Below are 15,580 nucleotides of genomic sequence, written 5' to 3'. Positions count from 1 at the left end.
GCTGCAAGAAAAATGTAGGCGCTCGTCTATGAGTGAAGGAGTGGTGCTTTGAACAACAATATGTTATCGAAAGCGGCAGTGTGGCTCGTGATCGCACTGGTGCTGTTTACCGTGTTCAAGCAATTCGACAAGCCCCGCGTCCAGGAAGGTGTGTCGTATTCGCAGTTCATGGACGACGCCAAGGGCGGCAAGATCAAGAACGTGATCGTGCAAGGCCGCAACCTCACCGTCACTCCGGCAGAAGGCCAGAAATACCAGATCGTGTCGCCCGGCGACATCTGGATGGTCGGCGACCTGATGAAGTACGGCGTGCAGGTGAGCGGCAAGGCTGACGACGAACCGAACGCGCTGGTGTCCGCGCTGTATTACCTCGGGCCGACGCTGCTGATCATCGTGTTCTGGTTCTACATGATGAGGCAGATGCAGGGCGGCGGTAAGGGCGGGGCGTTCTCGTTCGGCAAATCGCGCGCGCGTCTCATCGACGAGAACAACAACGCGGTGACCTTCTCCGACGTCGCGGGTTGCGACGAAGCGAAGGAAGAAGTGTCCGAGTTGGTCGACTTCCTGCGCGATCCCCAGAAATTCCAGAAGCTCGGTGGGCGCATTCCACGCGGCGTGCTGCTGGTCGGCCCTCCGGGTACCGGCAAGACCTTGCTCGCCCGCGCGATCGCCGGCGAGGCGAAGGTGCCGTTCTTCAGCATCTCGGGTTCGGACTTCGTTGAAATGTTCGTCGGTGTCGGTGCGGCACGTGTGCGCGACATGTTCGAGCAAGCCAAGAAGCACGCACCGTGTATCGTGTTCATCGACGAAATCGACGCGGTCGGCCGCCATCGTGGCGCCGGCATGGGCGGCGGCAACGACGAGCGCGAGCAGACGCTGAACCAGATGCTGGTCGAGATGGACGGCTTCGAGGCGAACTCGGGCGTGATCGTGGTTGCTGCAACGAACCGCTCCGACGTGCTCGACAAGGCGCTGCTGCGTCCGGGCCGTTTCGACCGCCAGGTCTATGTCGGCCTGCCGGACATTCGTGGCCGCGAGCAGATCATGCGCGTTCACCTGCGCAAGGTGCCGATCTCGAACGACGTCGACGCGGCCGTGCTGGCACGCGGCACGCCGGGTTTCTCGGGCGCCGATCTGGCGAACCTCGTCAACGAAGCGGCGCTGTTCGCCGCGCGTCGCGGCAAGCGCATCGTCGAAATGCAGGATTTCGAAGATGCCAAGGACAAGATCTTCATGGGTCCGGAGCGCAAGTCGGCCGTGATCCGCGAGGAATCGAAGCGTGCCACGGCATACCACGAGGCAGGTCACGCCGTGGTGGCCAAGCTGCTGCCGAAGGCCGATCCGGTCCACAAGGTCACGATCATTCCGCGTGGCCGTGCGCTGGGCGTGACGTGGCAATTGCCCGAGCACGACAACGAGACGTATTCGAAGGATTACCTGCTCGACCGTCTGGCGATCCTGTTCGGTGGCCGCGCGGCTGAAGAACTGTTCATGAACCTGATCAGCACGGGTGCGTCGGACGACTTCAACAAGGCGACGCAAACGGCGCGCGCGATGGTCACGCGCTTCGGCATGACCGATGCGCTCGGGCCGATGGTGTATGCCGACGACGAAAACGAAGGCGGCCCGTTCGGCAAGGGCTTTACGCGTGCGATTTCGGAAGCGACGCAGCAGAAGGTCGACGCTGAAATCCGTCGCGTGATCGACGATCAGTACAAGCTCGCACACCGCCTGCTCGACGAGAACCGCGACAAGGTCGAGGCCATGACGGCCGCGCTGATGGAGTGGGAAACGATCGACGCCGATCAGATCAACGACATCATGGCGGGCCGCCCGCCGCGCTCGCCGAAGAGCAGCGGCAACGTGCCGCCGGCCAGCGACCCGTCCGGTGGCGCGGGTGCCGAAGTCAAGCCGGGTAGCGCGACTGCGCCGGCATAATCTCGAAACGAGATCTCATGAGCGGGCCGGTGTGATTCACACCGGCCCGTTTTGTTTCTGCCTCCGGATTTTTCGTGTTGACCGATACCGCTTCCATCGCGCCGCCGCCTTTGCAGTGCGGCCGTTTCACCTTGACGTTCGACCGTCCGCTCGTGATGGGCATCCTGAACGTCACCCCCGATTCCTTTTCCGATGGTGGCCGCTACGTGGCCCGCGACGCCGCGTTGCGCCAGGCCGAGCAGATGCTGGCCGATGGCGTCGATCTGATCGACATCGGGGGCGAATCGACACGCCCGGGCGCGCCGCCCGTGCCGCTCGACGAGGAACTGGCGCGTGTCGTGCCGATCGTCGAGGCGCTGCACGGCATGAACGTGCCGCTCTCGATCGACACCTACAAGCCCGACGTGATGCGCGCGACGCTGGCCGCTGGCGCGGACCTGATCAACGATATCTGGGGCTTCCGGCAGGCCGGTGCGATCGAGGCAGTGAAGGACAGCAACTGCGGGCTGTGCGTCATGCATATGCTCGGCGAGCCGCAGACGATGCAGATCGGCGAACCGGACTATCTTGACGTCGTCTCGGAGGTGAGACATTTTCTTACCGTGCGCGCCGCGGCATTTGTCGCGGCCGGGATCGCGCCGTCGCGGATCAGCGTCGATCCGGGGTTCGGGTTCGGCAAGGCGACGGTCGAGCACAATTACGCCTTGCTGGCGCGCTTGCCGGAAACGGCCCCCGCGCGGCCGGACGGGCAGCGTTACCCGGTGCTGGCCGGCATGTCGCGCAAATCGATGCTCGGCGCGCTGATCGGCAAGCCGCCCGCCGAGCGCGTGGCCGCGAGCGTGGCGGCGGCCGTGTGCGCCGCCGAGCGGGGGGCGGCCATCATTCGCGTCCACGACGTCGCCGCGACGGTGGATGCGCTGAAAATCTGGCGCGCCGTGCGCGAGGCAGCACGGCGCGCGTAAGTACATACAAGGAGGATTGCATTCATGGGACGTCGTTATTTCGGTACGGACGGCATTCGCGGCGAAGTCGGCCAAGGCCCGATCACCCCCGAATTCGTGCTGCGGCTCGGCTATGCGGCCGGCAAGGTGCTGGCGCGCTCGAACGCACGCAGCACGGCCGGCCGCCCGACGGTACTGATCGGCAAGGACACGCGCGTCTCGGGCTACATGCTCGAGGCAGCGCTCGAAGCGGGCTTCTCGGCGGCGGGTGTCGACGTGATGCTGGCCGGCCCGATGCCCACGCCGGGCGTCGCCTACCTGACGCGCGCGCTGCGCCTCGCCGCCGGCGTGGTGATCAGCGCCTCGCACAATCCGTATCACGACAACGGCATCAAGTTTTTCTCGGGCGACGGCAACAAGCTGCCCGATGAAACCGAAGCCGAAATCGAATCCTGGCTCGACAAGCCGCTGGCCTGCGAGGCGTCCGACGGCCTCGGCAAGGCACGCCGGCTCGACGACGCGAACGGCCGCTACATCGAGTTCTGCAAGAGCACGTTTCCGGCCTCATACGACCTGCGCGGGCTCAAGCTGGTGGTCGATTGCGCGCACGGTGCGGCGTACCAGATCGCGCCGCACGTGTTCCACGAGCTGGGCGCGGATGTCGTGCCGATCGGCGTGAAGCCGAACGGCTTCAACATCAACGACAAGGTCGGCGCCACGGCGCCCGATGCGCTGATTGCCGCCGTCAAGGAAAACGGCGCGGATCTCGGCATTGCGCTCGACGGCGACGCCGACCGCCTGCTGGTGGTCGACTCCACCGGCCGTCTGTTCAATGGCGACGAACTGCTCTACGTGCTGGTGCAGGATCGCATGGCCACCGACGGCAAGGTGCCGGGCGCGGTCGGCACGCTGATGACGAACCTGGCCGTGGAAGTGGCGCTGCAGAAGCTCGGCGTGCCGTTCGTGCGCGCGGCCGTCGGCGATCGTTACGTGCTCGAGCAATTGCGTGAACGCGGTTGGCAGCTCGGCGCGGAAGGCTCGGGTCACATCCTGTCGCTCGACCGTCATTCGACCGGCGACGGCATCGTCTCGGCGCTGCTGGTGCTGGCCGCGCTGACGCGCGGCGGCAAGACGCTGGCGCAACTGCTCGACGGCGTCGAGCTGTTCCCGCAAACACTGATCAACGTGCGCATGAAGGCCGGCGCGGACTGGAAGGGCGACGCCTCGATCCAGGCCGCGATTGCCAGGGCCGAGCGAGAGCTGGGCGAAAGCGGGCGCGTGCTGATCCGCGCCTCGGGCACCGAGCCGGTGCTGCGCGTGATGGTCGAGGCGCGCGAAGCCGCGGATGCGCAGCATCATGCCGAAACGATCGCCGCGGCGGTCCGGGCCGCGACGGCCTGACAGGCCAGGCGGACGAAAGGCAAGGGCGGCGTGGGGCGTCGCCCTTTTTTATTGGTCCGACGGCGCACCGTGATGACGCGCCACCTTGTCGCACGGCAGCGGATCGGACGCAGGCGTCGCCCGATCTCGTCATGGCTCGGATGAAAACGTTTACCGGTGCGCGCCACGCCACTGCCGTTCGATCCCGATTTTCTCCGCAATTACCCGAAAAAATCGTTTGCATCGGCAAAAATCTTCCGTTTCGTGACATTTCGACTACTGTGGATGAGCGCTGCCGCTCGGGCCGGACGGCGTTGAACAATCGTGCCGTTCGATGCGCGATTTCGATGCATTCGCGGCATCGGCCCGCTCGACCTCCCTTCGCGAACCTCCCCGCGCAGCCGCCGCGAAGCCTTGCCGGATGGGACATCCGCGGCGAGGCCCGCCGGCCGGGCAGGGCGGCTCACAGCTTTCGGTCTGTCATGTTGTTGTCACATCAGGTTCATCAATTGTCATATTACTGTCATGGGTACCCCCTAATCTTCGCGGTGCCGTAGTCATCCGCTCACACACTGGAGGTCTCATGAAGTTGATGCAAACTGCGTTCGCTGGTCTGGCTGGCGCGCTCTTCGCTGTTGCCGCCCACGCAGCCGACATCACCGGCGCCGGCAGCACGTTCGCCGCACCGATTTACACGAAGTGGGCAGCCGAGTACAAGAACGCTGCCAACGCTCAGGTCAACTACCAAGGCATCGGTTCCTCGGGTGGCCTGAAGCAGATCATCGCCAAGACGGTCGATTTCGCAGGCTCGGACGCTCCGCTGAAGGACGACGAGCTGGCCAAGGAAGGCCTGTTCCAGTTCCCGACGGTCATCGGCGGCATTCTGCCGGTGGTGAACATCCCGGGCATCAAGGCAGGTGAAATCGTTCTGTCGGGCGAAGTGCTCGGCGACATCTACCTGGGCAAGATCAAGAAGTGGAACGACCCGGCCATCGTCGCGCTGAACCCGAAGGTCAAGCTGCCGGATCTGGACGTCGCCGTGGTTCGCCGCGCTGACGGTTCGGGCACCTCGTTCATCTGGACGAACTACCTGTCGAAGGTCAACGCCGAGTGGAAGTCGAAGATCGGCGAAGGCGCAACGGTCAACTGGCCGACGGGTACGGGCGGCAAGGGCAACGACGGCGTCGCGGCCTTCGTGCAACGCCTGCCGGGTTCGATCGGCTATGTCGAATCGGCCTACGCCACGAAGAACCACATGATCTACACCAACATCAAGAACGCGTCGGGTAACGTGGTGGCGCCGGATGCCAAGACGTTCGCCGCCGCCGCAGCCGGCGCGGAGTGGACGAAGTCGTTCTACCAGATCCTGACGAACGAGCCGGGCAAGGACGCATGGCCGGTCGTCGGCGCAACGTTCGTGCTGCTGCACACGAAGCAGGACAAGCCGGAGCAAGGCGCGGAAGTGCTGAAGTTCTTCGACTGGTCGTTCAAGAACGGCGAAAAGGCTGCAACGGATCTCGACTACATCTCGCTGCCGAAGTCGGTGACGGATGAAATCCGCAAGCAATGGAAGGTGAAGGTGACCGACGCAGCCGGCAAGCCGGTCGCTCAGTAAGCTTCATCGGCAGCAAGCAAGTCGTGGTCGCGCCGTCCGGCATGTGTCGGGCGGCGCGGTGCAGTATCGGCGGGGCGGCATGCGCCGCCTGCCACTGAACAATCAGGCACCCATGTCCGACATTCCTCTCTCGTCACGTCCCGCCGCAGGCCAGATGCGCGCGCCGGGCCGGCTCGGCGATGTCATCTTCGGCGGTCTTGCGCGCATTGCCGCGATCGTGACCCTGCTGGTGCTCGGCGGCATCATCGTGTCGCTGCTCATCGCGTCGTTGCCGACTATCGAGAAGTTTGGCCTCAGTTTCCTCTGGCGGTCCGAATGGGACCCCAACGCCGATGTCTACGGCGCGCTCGTGCCGATCTACGGCACGATCGTCACGTCGATCATCGCCCTGGTGATCGCCGTGCCCGTCAGCTTCGGCATCGCCCTGTTTCTCACCGAACTCTCGCCCGTGTGGCTGCGCCGCCCGCTCGGCATCGCCATCGAATTGCTGGCCGCCATTCCGTCGATCGTGTACGGCATGTGGGGCCTGCTGGTGTTCGCGCCGATCTTCGCGGAATACTTCGAAGGCCCGCTCGGCAAGCTCGTGAAACCCATCCCGGGCCTCAACGCGATCTTCGCCGGTCCGGCGATCGGCATCGGCCTGCTCAGCGCCGGCGTGATCCTGGCGATCATGATCATCCCGTACATCGCCTCGGTGATGCGCGACGTGTTCGAGGTCACCCCGGTCCTGCTGAAGGAATCGGCGTACGGCATCGGCTGCACGACCTGGGAAGTGATGTGGAAGATCGTGCTGCCCTTCACCAAGACCGGCGTGATCGGCGGCGTGATGCTCGGCCTCGGCCGCGCGCTCGGCGAGACGATGGCCGTCACGTTCGTGATCGGCAACACCAACCTGCTCAACGATATTTCGCTGTTCTCGTCGGGCAACAGCATTACCTCGGCGCTCGCGAACGAATTCGCGGAAGCCGCGCCGGGCCTGCATACGTCGGCACTGATGGAACTGGGCCTGATCCTGTTCGTGATCACCTTCGTCGTGCTGTCGGTTTCGAAACTGATGCTGCTGCGTCTCCAGAAGTCGGAAGGCAAGAAATGAGCGAACGCGTCCTGAACATGCCGGGCGGCCAGTCCGGCCCCGCACTCGAGGCGATGCGCACCAGGCTGCAGGCTCGCCGCAAGCGCACCAACGCCGTTGCATTGACCTTCTCGCTCGCCGCGATGGTGTTCGGTCTGGTGTGGCTGGTGTGGATTCTCTACACGACGCTGCGCCTGGGCATCGGCGGCCTGTCGGTCGACCTGTTCACGCAGTCGACGCCGGCCCCGGATACCGATGGCGGCGGTCTTGCCAACGCCATCGTCGGCAGCCTGATGATGGTTGTTCTGGGCACGCTGGTGGGCACGCCGATCGGCGTGATGGCCGGTGTCTACCTGGCCGAATACGGCCAGAAGAACCTGCTGGCGAGCACGATGCGTTTCATCAACGACATCCTGCTGTCGGCGCCGTCGATCGTGATCGGCCTGTTCGTCTATGCCGTGGTGGTGGCGCCGACCGGCCGCTTCTCGGGCTGGGCGGGGGTGATCTCGCTGGCGCTGCTGCAAGTGCCGATCGTGATCCGCACCACCGAAAACATGCTGAACCTGGTGCCGATCGCGCTGCGCGAAGCCTCGTTCGCGCTCGGCACGCCGAAGTGGCGCATGGTGCTGACCATCACGCTGCGCGCGTCGATCGCCGGCATCATGACGGGCGTGCTGCTCGCGGTTGCACGGATCGCCGGCGAAACCGCGCCGCTGCTGTTCACGGCGCTGTCGAACCAGTTCTTCTCGCTCGACATGAGCCACCCGATCGCCAACCTGCCCGTCACGATCTACAAGTTTGCGATGAGCCCGTTTGCGCAGTGGCAATCGCTCGCCTGGGCGGGCGTCTTCCTGATCACGCTGGGCGTGCTGGGATTGAACATCCTGGCGCGCTCGATCTTCTCGAAAAAGTAACGGCGGAGCAATCCGATGAATATGGCAGAAAGCCACCTGAATCCGATCCAACTCGGCAAAGCGCCCGCCGGCGCCAGCGCATCACCTGGCCAGAGCCCGCTTGCAGCGCCTGAAGCGAAGATCGAAGTCAACAATCTGAACTTCTTCTACAACAAGTTCCATGCGCTGAAGAACATCAACATGCGCATTCCGGAAGGCAAGGTGACCGCGTTCATCGGGCCGTCGGGCTGTGGCAAGTCCACCTTGCTGCGCACGTTCAACAAGATGTACGCGCTGTATCCGGAACAACGCGCCGAAGGCGCGATCGTGATGGACGGCGAGAACCTGCTCGAATCGAAGCAGGACATCTCGCTGCTGCGCGCGCGCATCGGCATGGTGTTCCAGAAGCCGACCCCGTTCCCGATGTCGATCTACGACAACATCGCGTTCGGCGTGAAGATGTTCGAGAAGCTCACGCGCTCGGAAATGGACGATCGCGTGGAGTGGGCGCTGACCAAGGCCGCGCTGTGGAACGAAGTGAAGGACAAGCTGGGCCAGAGCGGCTACGGCCTGTCGGGCGGCCAGCAGCAGCGCCTCTGTATCGCGCGCGGCATCGCGATCCGCCCGGAAGTGCTGCTGCTCGACGAGCCGTGCTCGGCGCTCGACCCGATCTCGACCGGCCGCATCGAAGAGCTGATCGCGGAGCTGAAGAGCGACTATACGGTCGTGATCGTCACGCACAACATGCAGCAGGCCGCACGTTGTTCGGACTACACAGCGTATATGTATCTGGGCGAGCTGATCGAATTCGGCGATACTGAAAAAATCTTCATCAAGCCGGCCCGCAAGGAAACGGAAGATTACATCACCGGCCGTTTCGGTTGATGACGGAGCAAGAACAATGACCGATAAGCATCTGTCGAGCCAATTCGACGCCGACCTGAACGCGGTGTCGTCGAAGGTTCTCGAAATGGGCGGCCTCGTCGAGGCGCAAATTACCGAGGCCATCCACGCCCTGAACGAATTCGACCGCGAAGCGGCCGAGCGCGTGATCGCCAACGAAGACATCCTGAATCAGATGGAAGTCGACATCGACGAAGAGTGCGGCAACATCATCGCGCGCCGCCAGCCGGCCGCGCGCGACCTGCGCCTGCTGATGTCGATCTCGAAGACCATCACCAATCTCGAGCGCGCCGGCGACGAAGCCGAAAAGATCGCCAAGCGCGTGCGCCGTCTCGCCGACGAGCCGATCGCGCGTGGCGTGAACATCGCCGAGATCAAGGTGTCGGGCGAAATGGCCGTGACGATCCTGCGCCGCGCGCTCGACGCGTTCGCGCGCCTCGACACGGTGGCCGCGGCCCAGATCGTCAAGGACGACAAGGAAATCGACCAGGAATTCCGCGCGTTCGTGCGCAAGCTCGTGTCGTACATGCAGGAAGATCCGCGCACGATCTCGGTCGGCCTCGACTTCCTGTTCATCGCCAAGGCGATCGAGCGCGTCGGCGACCACGCCAAGAACATCGCCGAATTCATCATCTACATCGTCAAGGGCACCGACGTGCGGCACAAGCCGCGCGACCTGCTCGACCGCGAAGCCAACAGTTAATCAGCCAGGATAAGGACGGATAGAGGTGCCGATGCCCAGCAACATTCTCGTCATCGAAGATGAGCCCGCGATTTCCGAACTCATTTCGGTGAACCTGCAACACGCGGGCCATTGTGCGATTCGCGCGTACAACGCGGAGCAGGCGCAAAACCTGATCAGCGACGTGCTGCCTGATCTGGTCCTGCTCGACTGGATGCTGCCGGGCAAATCGGGCATCGCGTTCGCGCGCGAACTTCGCAACAACGAGCGCACGAAGCACATCCCGATCATCATGCTGACCGCGCGCGGTGACGAGCAGGACAAGGTGCTGGGTCTCGAGATCGGCGCGGACGACTACGTCACCAAGCCGTTCTCGCCGAAGGAACTGATGGCGCGCATCAAGGCGGTGTTGCGCCGCCGCGCGCCGCAGCTCACCGAGGACGTGGTGTCGATCAACGGCCTGCGCCTCGACCCGGCTACGCACCGTGTCGCGGCCAGCGCCGAAGGCAACGAGATCAAGCTCGATCTCGGTCCGACCGAGTTCCGCCTGCTGCATTTCTTCATGACCCACCCCGAGCGCGTGCACAGCCGCACGCAACTGCTCGATCAGGTGTGGGGCGATCACGTATTCGTCGAGGAACGGACGGTGGACGTGCATATCAAGCGCCTGCGCGCGGCCCTCAAGCCGGCAGGGTGCGATGCTATGATCGAAACCGTTCGTGGCAGCGGCTACCGCCTCGCGAAACACGCTTGATGCAATGCGGCGCGCGATTCGGGCGATCGCCCGCGCGCCGCGGCTCCGCTCATTCCCGTTCTCTTTAGAGCGCCAACCATGAACATCATCTGGGCGCGCTTTCTGGTCTCGCTCGTCCTGCTCGCGCTGGTTTCCGCGCTGGCCGGCGCGCTGATCGGCATGCGCGCGGGTCTCGCGGTCGCGATCATCCTGCTGACCGCGCAGGCGTTCTTCAGCACCTTCCATACGCAGCGCCTCTGGCGCCTGCTCGACGCGCCGGTGTATGGCGAAGTGCCGAGCGCGCCGGGCATCTGGGGCGAAATCTACTATCGCCTGCACAAGCTCGCGAAGCAGTGGCATTCGCAGGTGCGTCAGGTCGAGCAGCAGCACTCGCGCTTCATCCAGGCGATCCAGGCCTCGCCGAACGGCGTGGCGATGCTTGACGACCACGACCAGATCGAATGGTGCAATGCGATCGCCGAGCTGCATTTCGGGCTCGATTCGAAGCGCGACCTGCGCCAGCACATCACGCATCTGGTTCGGCATCCTGATTTCGTGCGTTACCTCAATGCCCAGCACTACGACGAGATGCTCGTGATGCGCGGCATGGGCGAGGGACGTCAGCACGTGATCGCGGTGCAGGTGTTCCCGTACGGCGACAACCGCAAGCTGCTGCTGACGCAGGACATCACCGAGGTCGAACGCACCGACGCGATGCGCCGCGACTTCGTGGCCAATGTCTCGCACGAACTGAAGACGCCGCTGACGGTGCTGTCGGGCTTCCTCGAAACGCTGCGCGAGCTGCCGGTGTCGGAGGAAGAACGCGCGCGCTATCTCGACATGATGGAGCAGCAGGCGTCGCGCATGCGCAAGATCGTCACCGACCTGCTGGTGCTGGCCAAGCTCGAAGGCGAGGGCAAGCCGCCGACCGACAAGCCGGTCGACATGGACGACGTGCTCGGCCATCTCGAGGATGTCGCGCAATCGCTGTCGGCCGGCCATCACGAGATCTCGTTCGAGATCGACGAAGCGCTGACGGTGACGGGCGCGGAGACGGAAATCTTCAGCGCGCTCGGCAACCTCGTCACGAACGCGGTGCGCTACACGCCCGAGGGCGGCAAGATCCGCGTGTGCTGGCGGCGCGACGGCTCGCAGGCGGTGTTTTCGGTGAAGGACAGCGGGTTCGGGATTGCGGCGGAAGAGTTGCCGCGGCTGACCGAGCGTTTTTATCGCGTCGATCGCAGCCGTTCGCGCGATACCGGCGGCACGGGCCTGGGCCTCGCGATCGTCAAGCATGTGCTGCAACGCCACGACGGCCAGTTGTTGATCCAGAGCGAGGAAGGGCGCGGCAGCACGTTCACGGCGCGCTTTCCGGCGCAGCGCACGGTGGCGCGGCGGCGGCACGAAGTCTGAGCGCATTCGCAGGACAACGGATCGACACCGGTTGCCACCGCCATGAAAAATGCCACCCGCGAGGGTGGCATTTTCGTTCGAGCCCGACGCGCGCGCCGGCGCGCTTCCGGCTTCAGCCGCCGAACTTCTCCAGCAGCCCGAGCTGCGCGCTGCGCGAGGTCTTGCCGGTGCGGCGGCGCTTGTAGTGGCCGTCGCTCTGCATCAGCCACGCCGATTGATTGTCGCCGAGCAGCACCGACAGCCCTTCGGCGATCACGCGACGCTTGAGCTTGCGATCGTGGATCGGGAACGCCACCTCGACGCGGCGGAACAGGTTGCGGTCCATCCAGTCGGCGCTCGACAGATAGACTTCCTCGGCGCCGCCCGCATGGAAGTAGTAGATGCGGTGATGTTCGAGGAAGCGGCCGATGATCGAGCGCACCGTGATGTTCTCCGACAGGCCCGGCACGCCGGGCTGCAACGCGCACACGCCGCGCACGATCAGATCGACCTTCACGCCGGCCTGCGAGGCCTCGTAAAGCTCGGCGATCACCGACGGTTCGAGCAGCGCGTTCATCTTCGCGACGATCCGCGCGCGTTTGCCGGCGCGCGCGTTGGCGATTTCGCGGCGGATGCCCTCGATCATCTTCGGATGCAGCGTGAACGGCGATTGCCACAGCTCGTGCAGCCGCAGCTCGCCGCCGATGCCGGTCAACTGCTGGAACACGTGATGGACGTCCTCGCAGATCCTCGGCTCGGCCGTCATCAGCCCGAAATCGGTATAGAGGCGCGCCGTGCGCGGATGGTAGTTGCCGGTGCCGAGGTGCACGTAGCGCCGCAGCACGTTCTTGCCGCCGCGCTTCTCGCGGCGCACGATCAGCACCATCTTGGCGTGGCACTTGTGGCCGACCACCCCGTACACCACGTGCGCGCCCACGGCTTCGAGCCGCGACGCCCAGTTGATGTTGGTTTCCTCGTCGAAGCGCGCGAGCAGCTCCACCACCACCGTCACTTCCTTGCCGTTACGCGCGGCTTCCATCAGCGCGTCCATCAGCGGCGAATCGGTGCCGGTGCGGTAGATGGTCTGCTTGATGGCGACCACGTTCGGATCGCGGGCGGCCTCCTGCAGCAGTTGCAGCACCGGCTGGAAGCTTTCGTACGGATGGTGCAGCAGGATGTCGGCGCGATCGATCGCCGCGAACATCGACGCCGCGTTCGTGACTTCGGCCGGCGTGGACGGCGTGTGCGGCACGAACTTCAGTTCGGGCAGATCGACCAGGTCGGGCAACTGCATCAGCCGCACCAGGTTGACGGGGCCGTTGACGCGGTAGCAATCGCGTTCGCTGAGGTCGCTTTCGTCGAGCAGGCGGCGCACGATGTGGGCGGGCGTGTCGGCCGACACTTCGAGCCGCACCGCGTTGCCGAGGTGGCGCGCGGGCAGTTCGCCCTGCAGCGCGACGCGCAGGTTGGTGATTTCGTCCTCGTCGACGAACAGCTCGCTGTTGCGCGTGATGCGGAACTGGTTGCAGCTCTTGACGACGAGCTTCGGGAACAGCTCGCCCACGAAGCGCTGCATCAGCGAACTGAGCAGCACGAAACCGTGACGGAAGCCCGACAGCTCCTGCGGCATGCGCACCACGCGCGGCAGCGCGCGGGGCGCCTGCACGATGCCGAGCAGCGCCTGGCGGCCGAATGCGTCGCGGCCTTCGAGTTCGACCACGAAGTTCAGGCTCTTGTTGAGCACGCGCGGGAACGGGTGCGCCGGATCGAGCCCGATCGGCGTCAGCACCGGCAGCAGTTCGTCGAGGAAGTAGTTGCGGGCCCAGTCGAGCTGCGCCTCGCTCCAGCTGTCGGTGCCGTGAAAATGAATGCCTTCGGTTTCGAGCGCCGGGATGATGGTCTCGTGCAGCATCGCGTATTGCTTGTGGACCAGGCGTTGCGCGCGCTGCACCACCAGGTCGTACACATGCTGCAGCGACATGCCGTCGGGCGACGGCGCGCCCGGGTTGTCGCGCATCTGCTCCTGCAGCCCGGCCATGCGGACTTCGAAGAATTCGTCGAGGTTGCTGCTGGTGATGCAGATGAAACGCAGCCGTTCCAGCAGCGGAACGTGCGGATCGGCGGCTTGCGCGAGCACGCGCTCGTTGAAGCCGAGGATGCCCAGTTCACGGTTGAGCAGCGGGTAGCGGATGGACATCGGCAGCGTGGAGGGCTGGTCAGGTGCGGAGGGAAGGAAGGGGTGCTCGGAAATTCTCACGGTTTAATGACATATTGATGACGTATTTGACCTTCTTTTCGAATGATACGTCCTGGCATTCCATGATTTGATGACGTATTGATGACAATGCAGGATGGTTCAGCAAATAATACGTCGGCAATCGGCAAATCTCATCGTCTGTTTCAAACGAAACCATTCGCCGGCGCTGCAATTGCCTGCGATGATCCGACACCGCGGCGGCGACAGCATTTAAAATGCTGCGTTTGAATGTCATGGTTTGGCGTAGCGGCGGCTCGCCTGCCGAGAACGGAGCAACTACCCGATGGTCACATCCCCGCAACTACTCGCCGCCGTCGATCTCGGTTCGAACAGCTTCAGGCTGATTGTCGGCCGCGTCGAGGAAACGCCTGCGGGCAGCCAGATTTACCCGGTCGACGCCCTGCGCGAGCCGGTTCGCCTCGCGGCAGGCCTGTCGCGCGACAAGATGCTCGATCGCGCCTCGCAGGAGCGGGGCTGGGACGCGCTGAAGCGTTTCGGCGAACGCCTGCGCGATTTCCACCCCGATCACGTGCGCGCGGTGGCCACCAATACGCTGCGCGTCGCCAAGAATGCCGGCGAATTCCTGGTCGAGGCCGAAGCGGCGCTCGGCTTCCCGATCGAAGTGATCGCGGGCCGCGAGGAAGCGCGGCTGATCTACGCGGGCGCCGCGCACTCGGTGCCGGCCAATGCGGGCAAGCGGCTGGTGGTCGACATCGGCGGCGGCTCGACCGAATTCATCATCGGCCAGCACTACACGCCGATCGTCATGGAAAGCCTGTATATCGGCTGCGTCAGCCACAGCCGCCAGTTCTTCCCGGCCGGCAACGTCGACGAATACACCATGCGGCAGGCCGAACTGGCCGCCAAGCGCGAAATCCAGATTATCTCGGGCGAGTACAAGAAGGCCGGCTGGGATCAGGCGATTGGCTCGTCGGGCACGGCGCGCGCGCTGGCCGAACTGGTCGAGGGCAACGGCTTCAACGATGCCGGCATCACGCACGGCATCTCGCGCGGCGGGCTCGAACGCTTGAAGCGCGCGCTGATCAAGGCCGAGAACGTCAACCGCCTGAAGCTCGTCGCGCTGAAGCCCGATCGCATCCCGGTGCTGGCCGGCGGTTTGTCGATCATGCTCGCGGTGTTCGAGGAACTGGGCATCGATTACGTGGACACCACCGACGGCGCGCTGCGCCTCGGCGTGCTGTACGACCTGCTCGGCCGGGCGCAGCACGAGGACATGCGCGCGGTGACGGTCGAGGGCTTCACGCGCCGCTACGGCGTCGATCGCGCCCAGGCCGACCGGATCGCCTCGCTGGCTACCAGCTTCTACGACCAGCTCGAGCAGACCGAGGAACTGCGTCGTCCGGAAGATCGCACGTTCGTGGGCTGGGCCGCCGCGTTGCATGAAATCGGCCTGTCGATCTCGCACAGCGCCTATCACAAGCATTCGGCCTATATCGCCAGCAATGCCGACATGCCCGGCTTCTCGCGCACCGATCAGGCCCGCCTGGCGGCGCTGGTGCTCGGCCATGCGGGCAAGCTCGGCAAGCTCTCGCAGTCGCGCGACGTCGAATGGCCGCTGCTGTTCTGTCTGCGCCTGGCGGCGCTGCTGTGCCGTCGCCGAACCGATGCCGGCTTGCCCGAGATTTCGGTGTCGGACGCCAAGAAGGGCGGCTACGAGGTGCGGCTGCCGGGCAGTTGGGTCGAGCAGAACCCGTTGACCGACTACAGCCTGAGCCAGGAAGCGGCGGAGTGGGAGAAGGTCGGTATTCCGTAT

General features: G+C 64.6%; 13 protein-coding genes. 11 read left to right on the top strand and 2 right to left on the bottom strand.

Features of this window, described 5'->3' with window-relative positions; translation table 11 throughout:
- The first annotated feature begins 48 nt into the window (after positions 1–48).
- From ftsH to phoR, 10 genes are all read left to right on the top strand, one after another.
- Entirely contained in the window at positions 49–1,938 is a 1,890-nt protein-coding gene (gene ftsH, locus ACYP33_RS06555) for an ATP-dependent zinc metalloprotease FtsH (protein ID WP_414449869.1), read from the top strand.
- Between the two features lie 155 nt (positions 1,939–2,093).
- Complete coding sequence (gene folP, locus ACYP33_RS06550; protein ID WP_414451974.1) at positions 2,094–2,900, top strand: dihydropteroate synthase; 807 nt, start codon at positions 2,094–2,096, stop codon at positions 2,898–2,900.
- A 24-nt stretch (positions 2,901–2,924) separates the two neighbouring features.
- Positions 2,925–4,280, top strand: coding sequence for a phosphoglucosamine mutase (glmM, locus tag ACYP33_RS06545; RefSeq protein ID WP_459620497.1), 1,356 nt, complete (start codon positions 2,925–2,927; stop codon positions 4,278–4,280).
- 562 nt (positions 4,281–4,842) lie between these two features.
- Positions 4,843–5,874 carry a phosphate ABC transporter substrate-binding protein PstS gene (gene pstS, locus ACYP33_RS06540; protein ID WP_414444565.1) on the top strand — a complete coding sequence of 344 codons (1,032 nt, stop codon included), beginning with the start codon at positions 4,843–4,845 and terminating at the stop codon, positions 5,872–5,874.
- A 112-nt stretch (positions 5,875–5,986) separates the two neighbouring features.
- A complete protein-coding gene (gene pstC, locus ACYP33_RS06535; protein ID WP_414449866.1) occupies positions 5,987–6,967 on the top strand; it encodes a phosphate ABC transporter permease PstC in 981 nt (326 codons plus the stop codon).
- Entirely contained in the window at positions 6,964–7,860 is an 897-nt protein-coding gene (pstA, locus tag ACYP33_RS06530) for a phosphate ABC transporter permease PstA (RefSeq protein WP_414449865.1), read from the top strand. Before pstC ends, pstA begins: the two co-directional genes overlap by 4 nt.
- 15 nt (positions 7,861–7,875) lie before the next feature.
- The gene (pstB, locus tag ACYP33_RS06525) at positions 7,876–8,724 is read left to right on the top strand and encodes a phosphate ABC transporter ATP-binding protein PstB (protein WP_459620494.1); all 849 of its coding nucleotides are present in this window, start codon (positions 7,876–7,878) and stop codon (positions 8,722–8,724) included.
- Between the two features lie 16 nt (positions 8,725–8,740).
- Entirely contained in the window at positions 8,741–9,445 is a 705-nt protein-coding gene (gene phoU / locus ACYP33_RS06520; RefSeq protein WP_414444569.1) for a phosphate signaling complex protein PhoU, read from the top strand.
- A 31-nt stretch (positions 9,446–9,476) separates the two neighbouring features.
- Positions 9,477–10,178, top strand: coding sequence for a phosphate regulon transcriptional regulator PhoB (gene phoB / locus ACYP33_RS06515; protein ID WP_206127137.1), 702 nt, complete (start codon positions 9,477–9,479; stop codon positions 10,176–10,178).
- 78 nt (positions 10,179–10,256) lie between these two features.
- Complete coding sequence (gene phoR / locus ACYP33_RS06510) at positions 10,257–11,570, top strand: phosphate regulon sensor histidine kinase PhoR (protein ID WP_414444570.1); 1,314 nt, start codon at positions 10,257–10,259, stop codon at positions 11,568–11,570.
- 112 nt (positions 11,571–11,682) lie between these two features.
- Here phoR and ppk1 read toward each other — a convergent pair whose 3' ends face one another.
- Both ppk1 and ACYP33_RS06500 read right to left on the bottom strand, forming a co-directional pair.
- The gene (ppk1, locus tag ACYP33_RS06505) at positions 11,683–13,746 is read right to left on the bottom strand and encodes a polyphosphate kinase 1 (protein WP_459620491.1); all 2,064 of its coding nucleotides are present in this window, start codon (positions 13,744–13,746) and stop codon (positions 11,683–11,685) included.
- A 19-nt stretch (positions 13,747–13,765) separates the two neighbouring features.
- A complete protein-coding gene (locus tag ACYP33_RS06500; protein ID WP_414444572.1) occupies positions 13,766–14,041 on the bottom strand; it encodes a hypothetical protein in 276 nt (91 codons plus the stop codon).
- A 48-nt stretch (positions 14,042–14,089) separates the two neighbouring features.
- Between ACYP33_RS06500 and ppx the strand changes: the two genes are divergently transcribed.
- The coding region (gene ppx / locus ACYP33_RS06495; RefSeq protein WP_459620489.1) for an exopolyphosphatase at positions 14,090–15,580 on the top strand (1,491 nt) is incomplete at its 3' end.

This window comes from Burkholderia sp. 3C, from assembly GCF_054589155.1.
Note: the sequence above shows the minus strand (reverse complement) of the source record. Positions and strands in the feature narration are given on the sequence as shown.

Excerpts from the sequence above, each read along its gene's own strand:
- folP (WP_414451974.1), top strand. The coding sequence starts at position 2,094 with ATGGGCATCCTGAACGTCACCCCCGATTCCTTTTCCGATGGTGGCCGC.
- glmM (WP_459620497.1), top strand. The coding sequence starts at position 2,925 with ATGGGACGTCGTTATTTCGGTACGGACGGCATTCGCGGCGAAGTCGGC.
- pstS (WP_414444565.1), top strand. The coding sequence starts at position 4,843 with ATGAAGTTGATGCAAACTGCGTTCGCTGGTCTGGCTGGCGCGCTCTTC.
- pstC (WP_414449866.1), top strand. The coding sequence starts at position 5,987 with ATGTCCGACATTCCTCTCTCGTCACGTCCCGCCGCAGGCCAGATGCGC.
- pstA (WP_414449865.1), top strand. The coding sequence starts at position 6,964 with ATGAGCGAACGCGTCCTGAACATGCCGGGCGGCCAGTCCGGCCCCGCA.
- pstB (WP_459620494.1), top strand. The coding sequence starts at position 7,876 with ATGAATATGGCAGAAAGCCACCTGAATCCGATCCAACTCGGCAAAGCG.
- phoU (WP_414444569.1), top strand. The coding sequence starts at position 8,741 with ATGACCGATAAGCATCTGTCGAGCCAATTCGACGCCGACCTGAACGCG.
- phoB (WP_206127137.1), top strand. The coding sequence starts at position 9,477 with ATGCCCAGCAACATTCTCGTCATCGAAGATGAGCCCGCGATTTCCGAA.
- phoR (WP_414444570.1), top strand. The coding sequence starts at position 10,257 with ATGAACATCATCTGGGCGCGCTTTCTGGTCTCGCTCGTCCTGCTCGCG.
- ppk1 (WP_459620491.1), bottom strand. The coding sequence starts at position 13,746 with ATGTCCATCCGCTACCCGCTGCTCAACCGTGAACTGGGCATCCTCGGC.
- ACYP33_RS06500 (WP_414444572.1), bottom strand. The coding sequence starts at position 14,041 with ATGACATTCAAACGCAGCATTTTAAATGCTGTCGCCGCCGCGGTGTCG.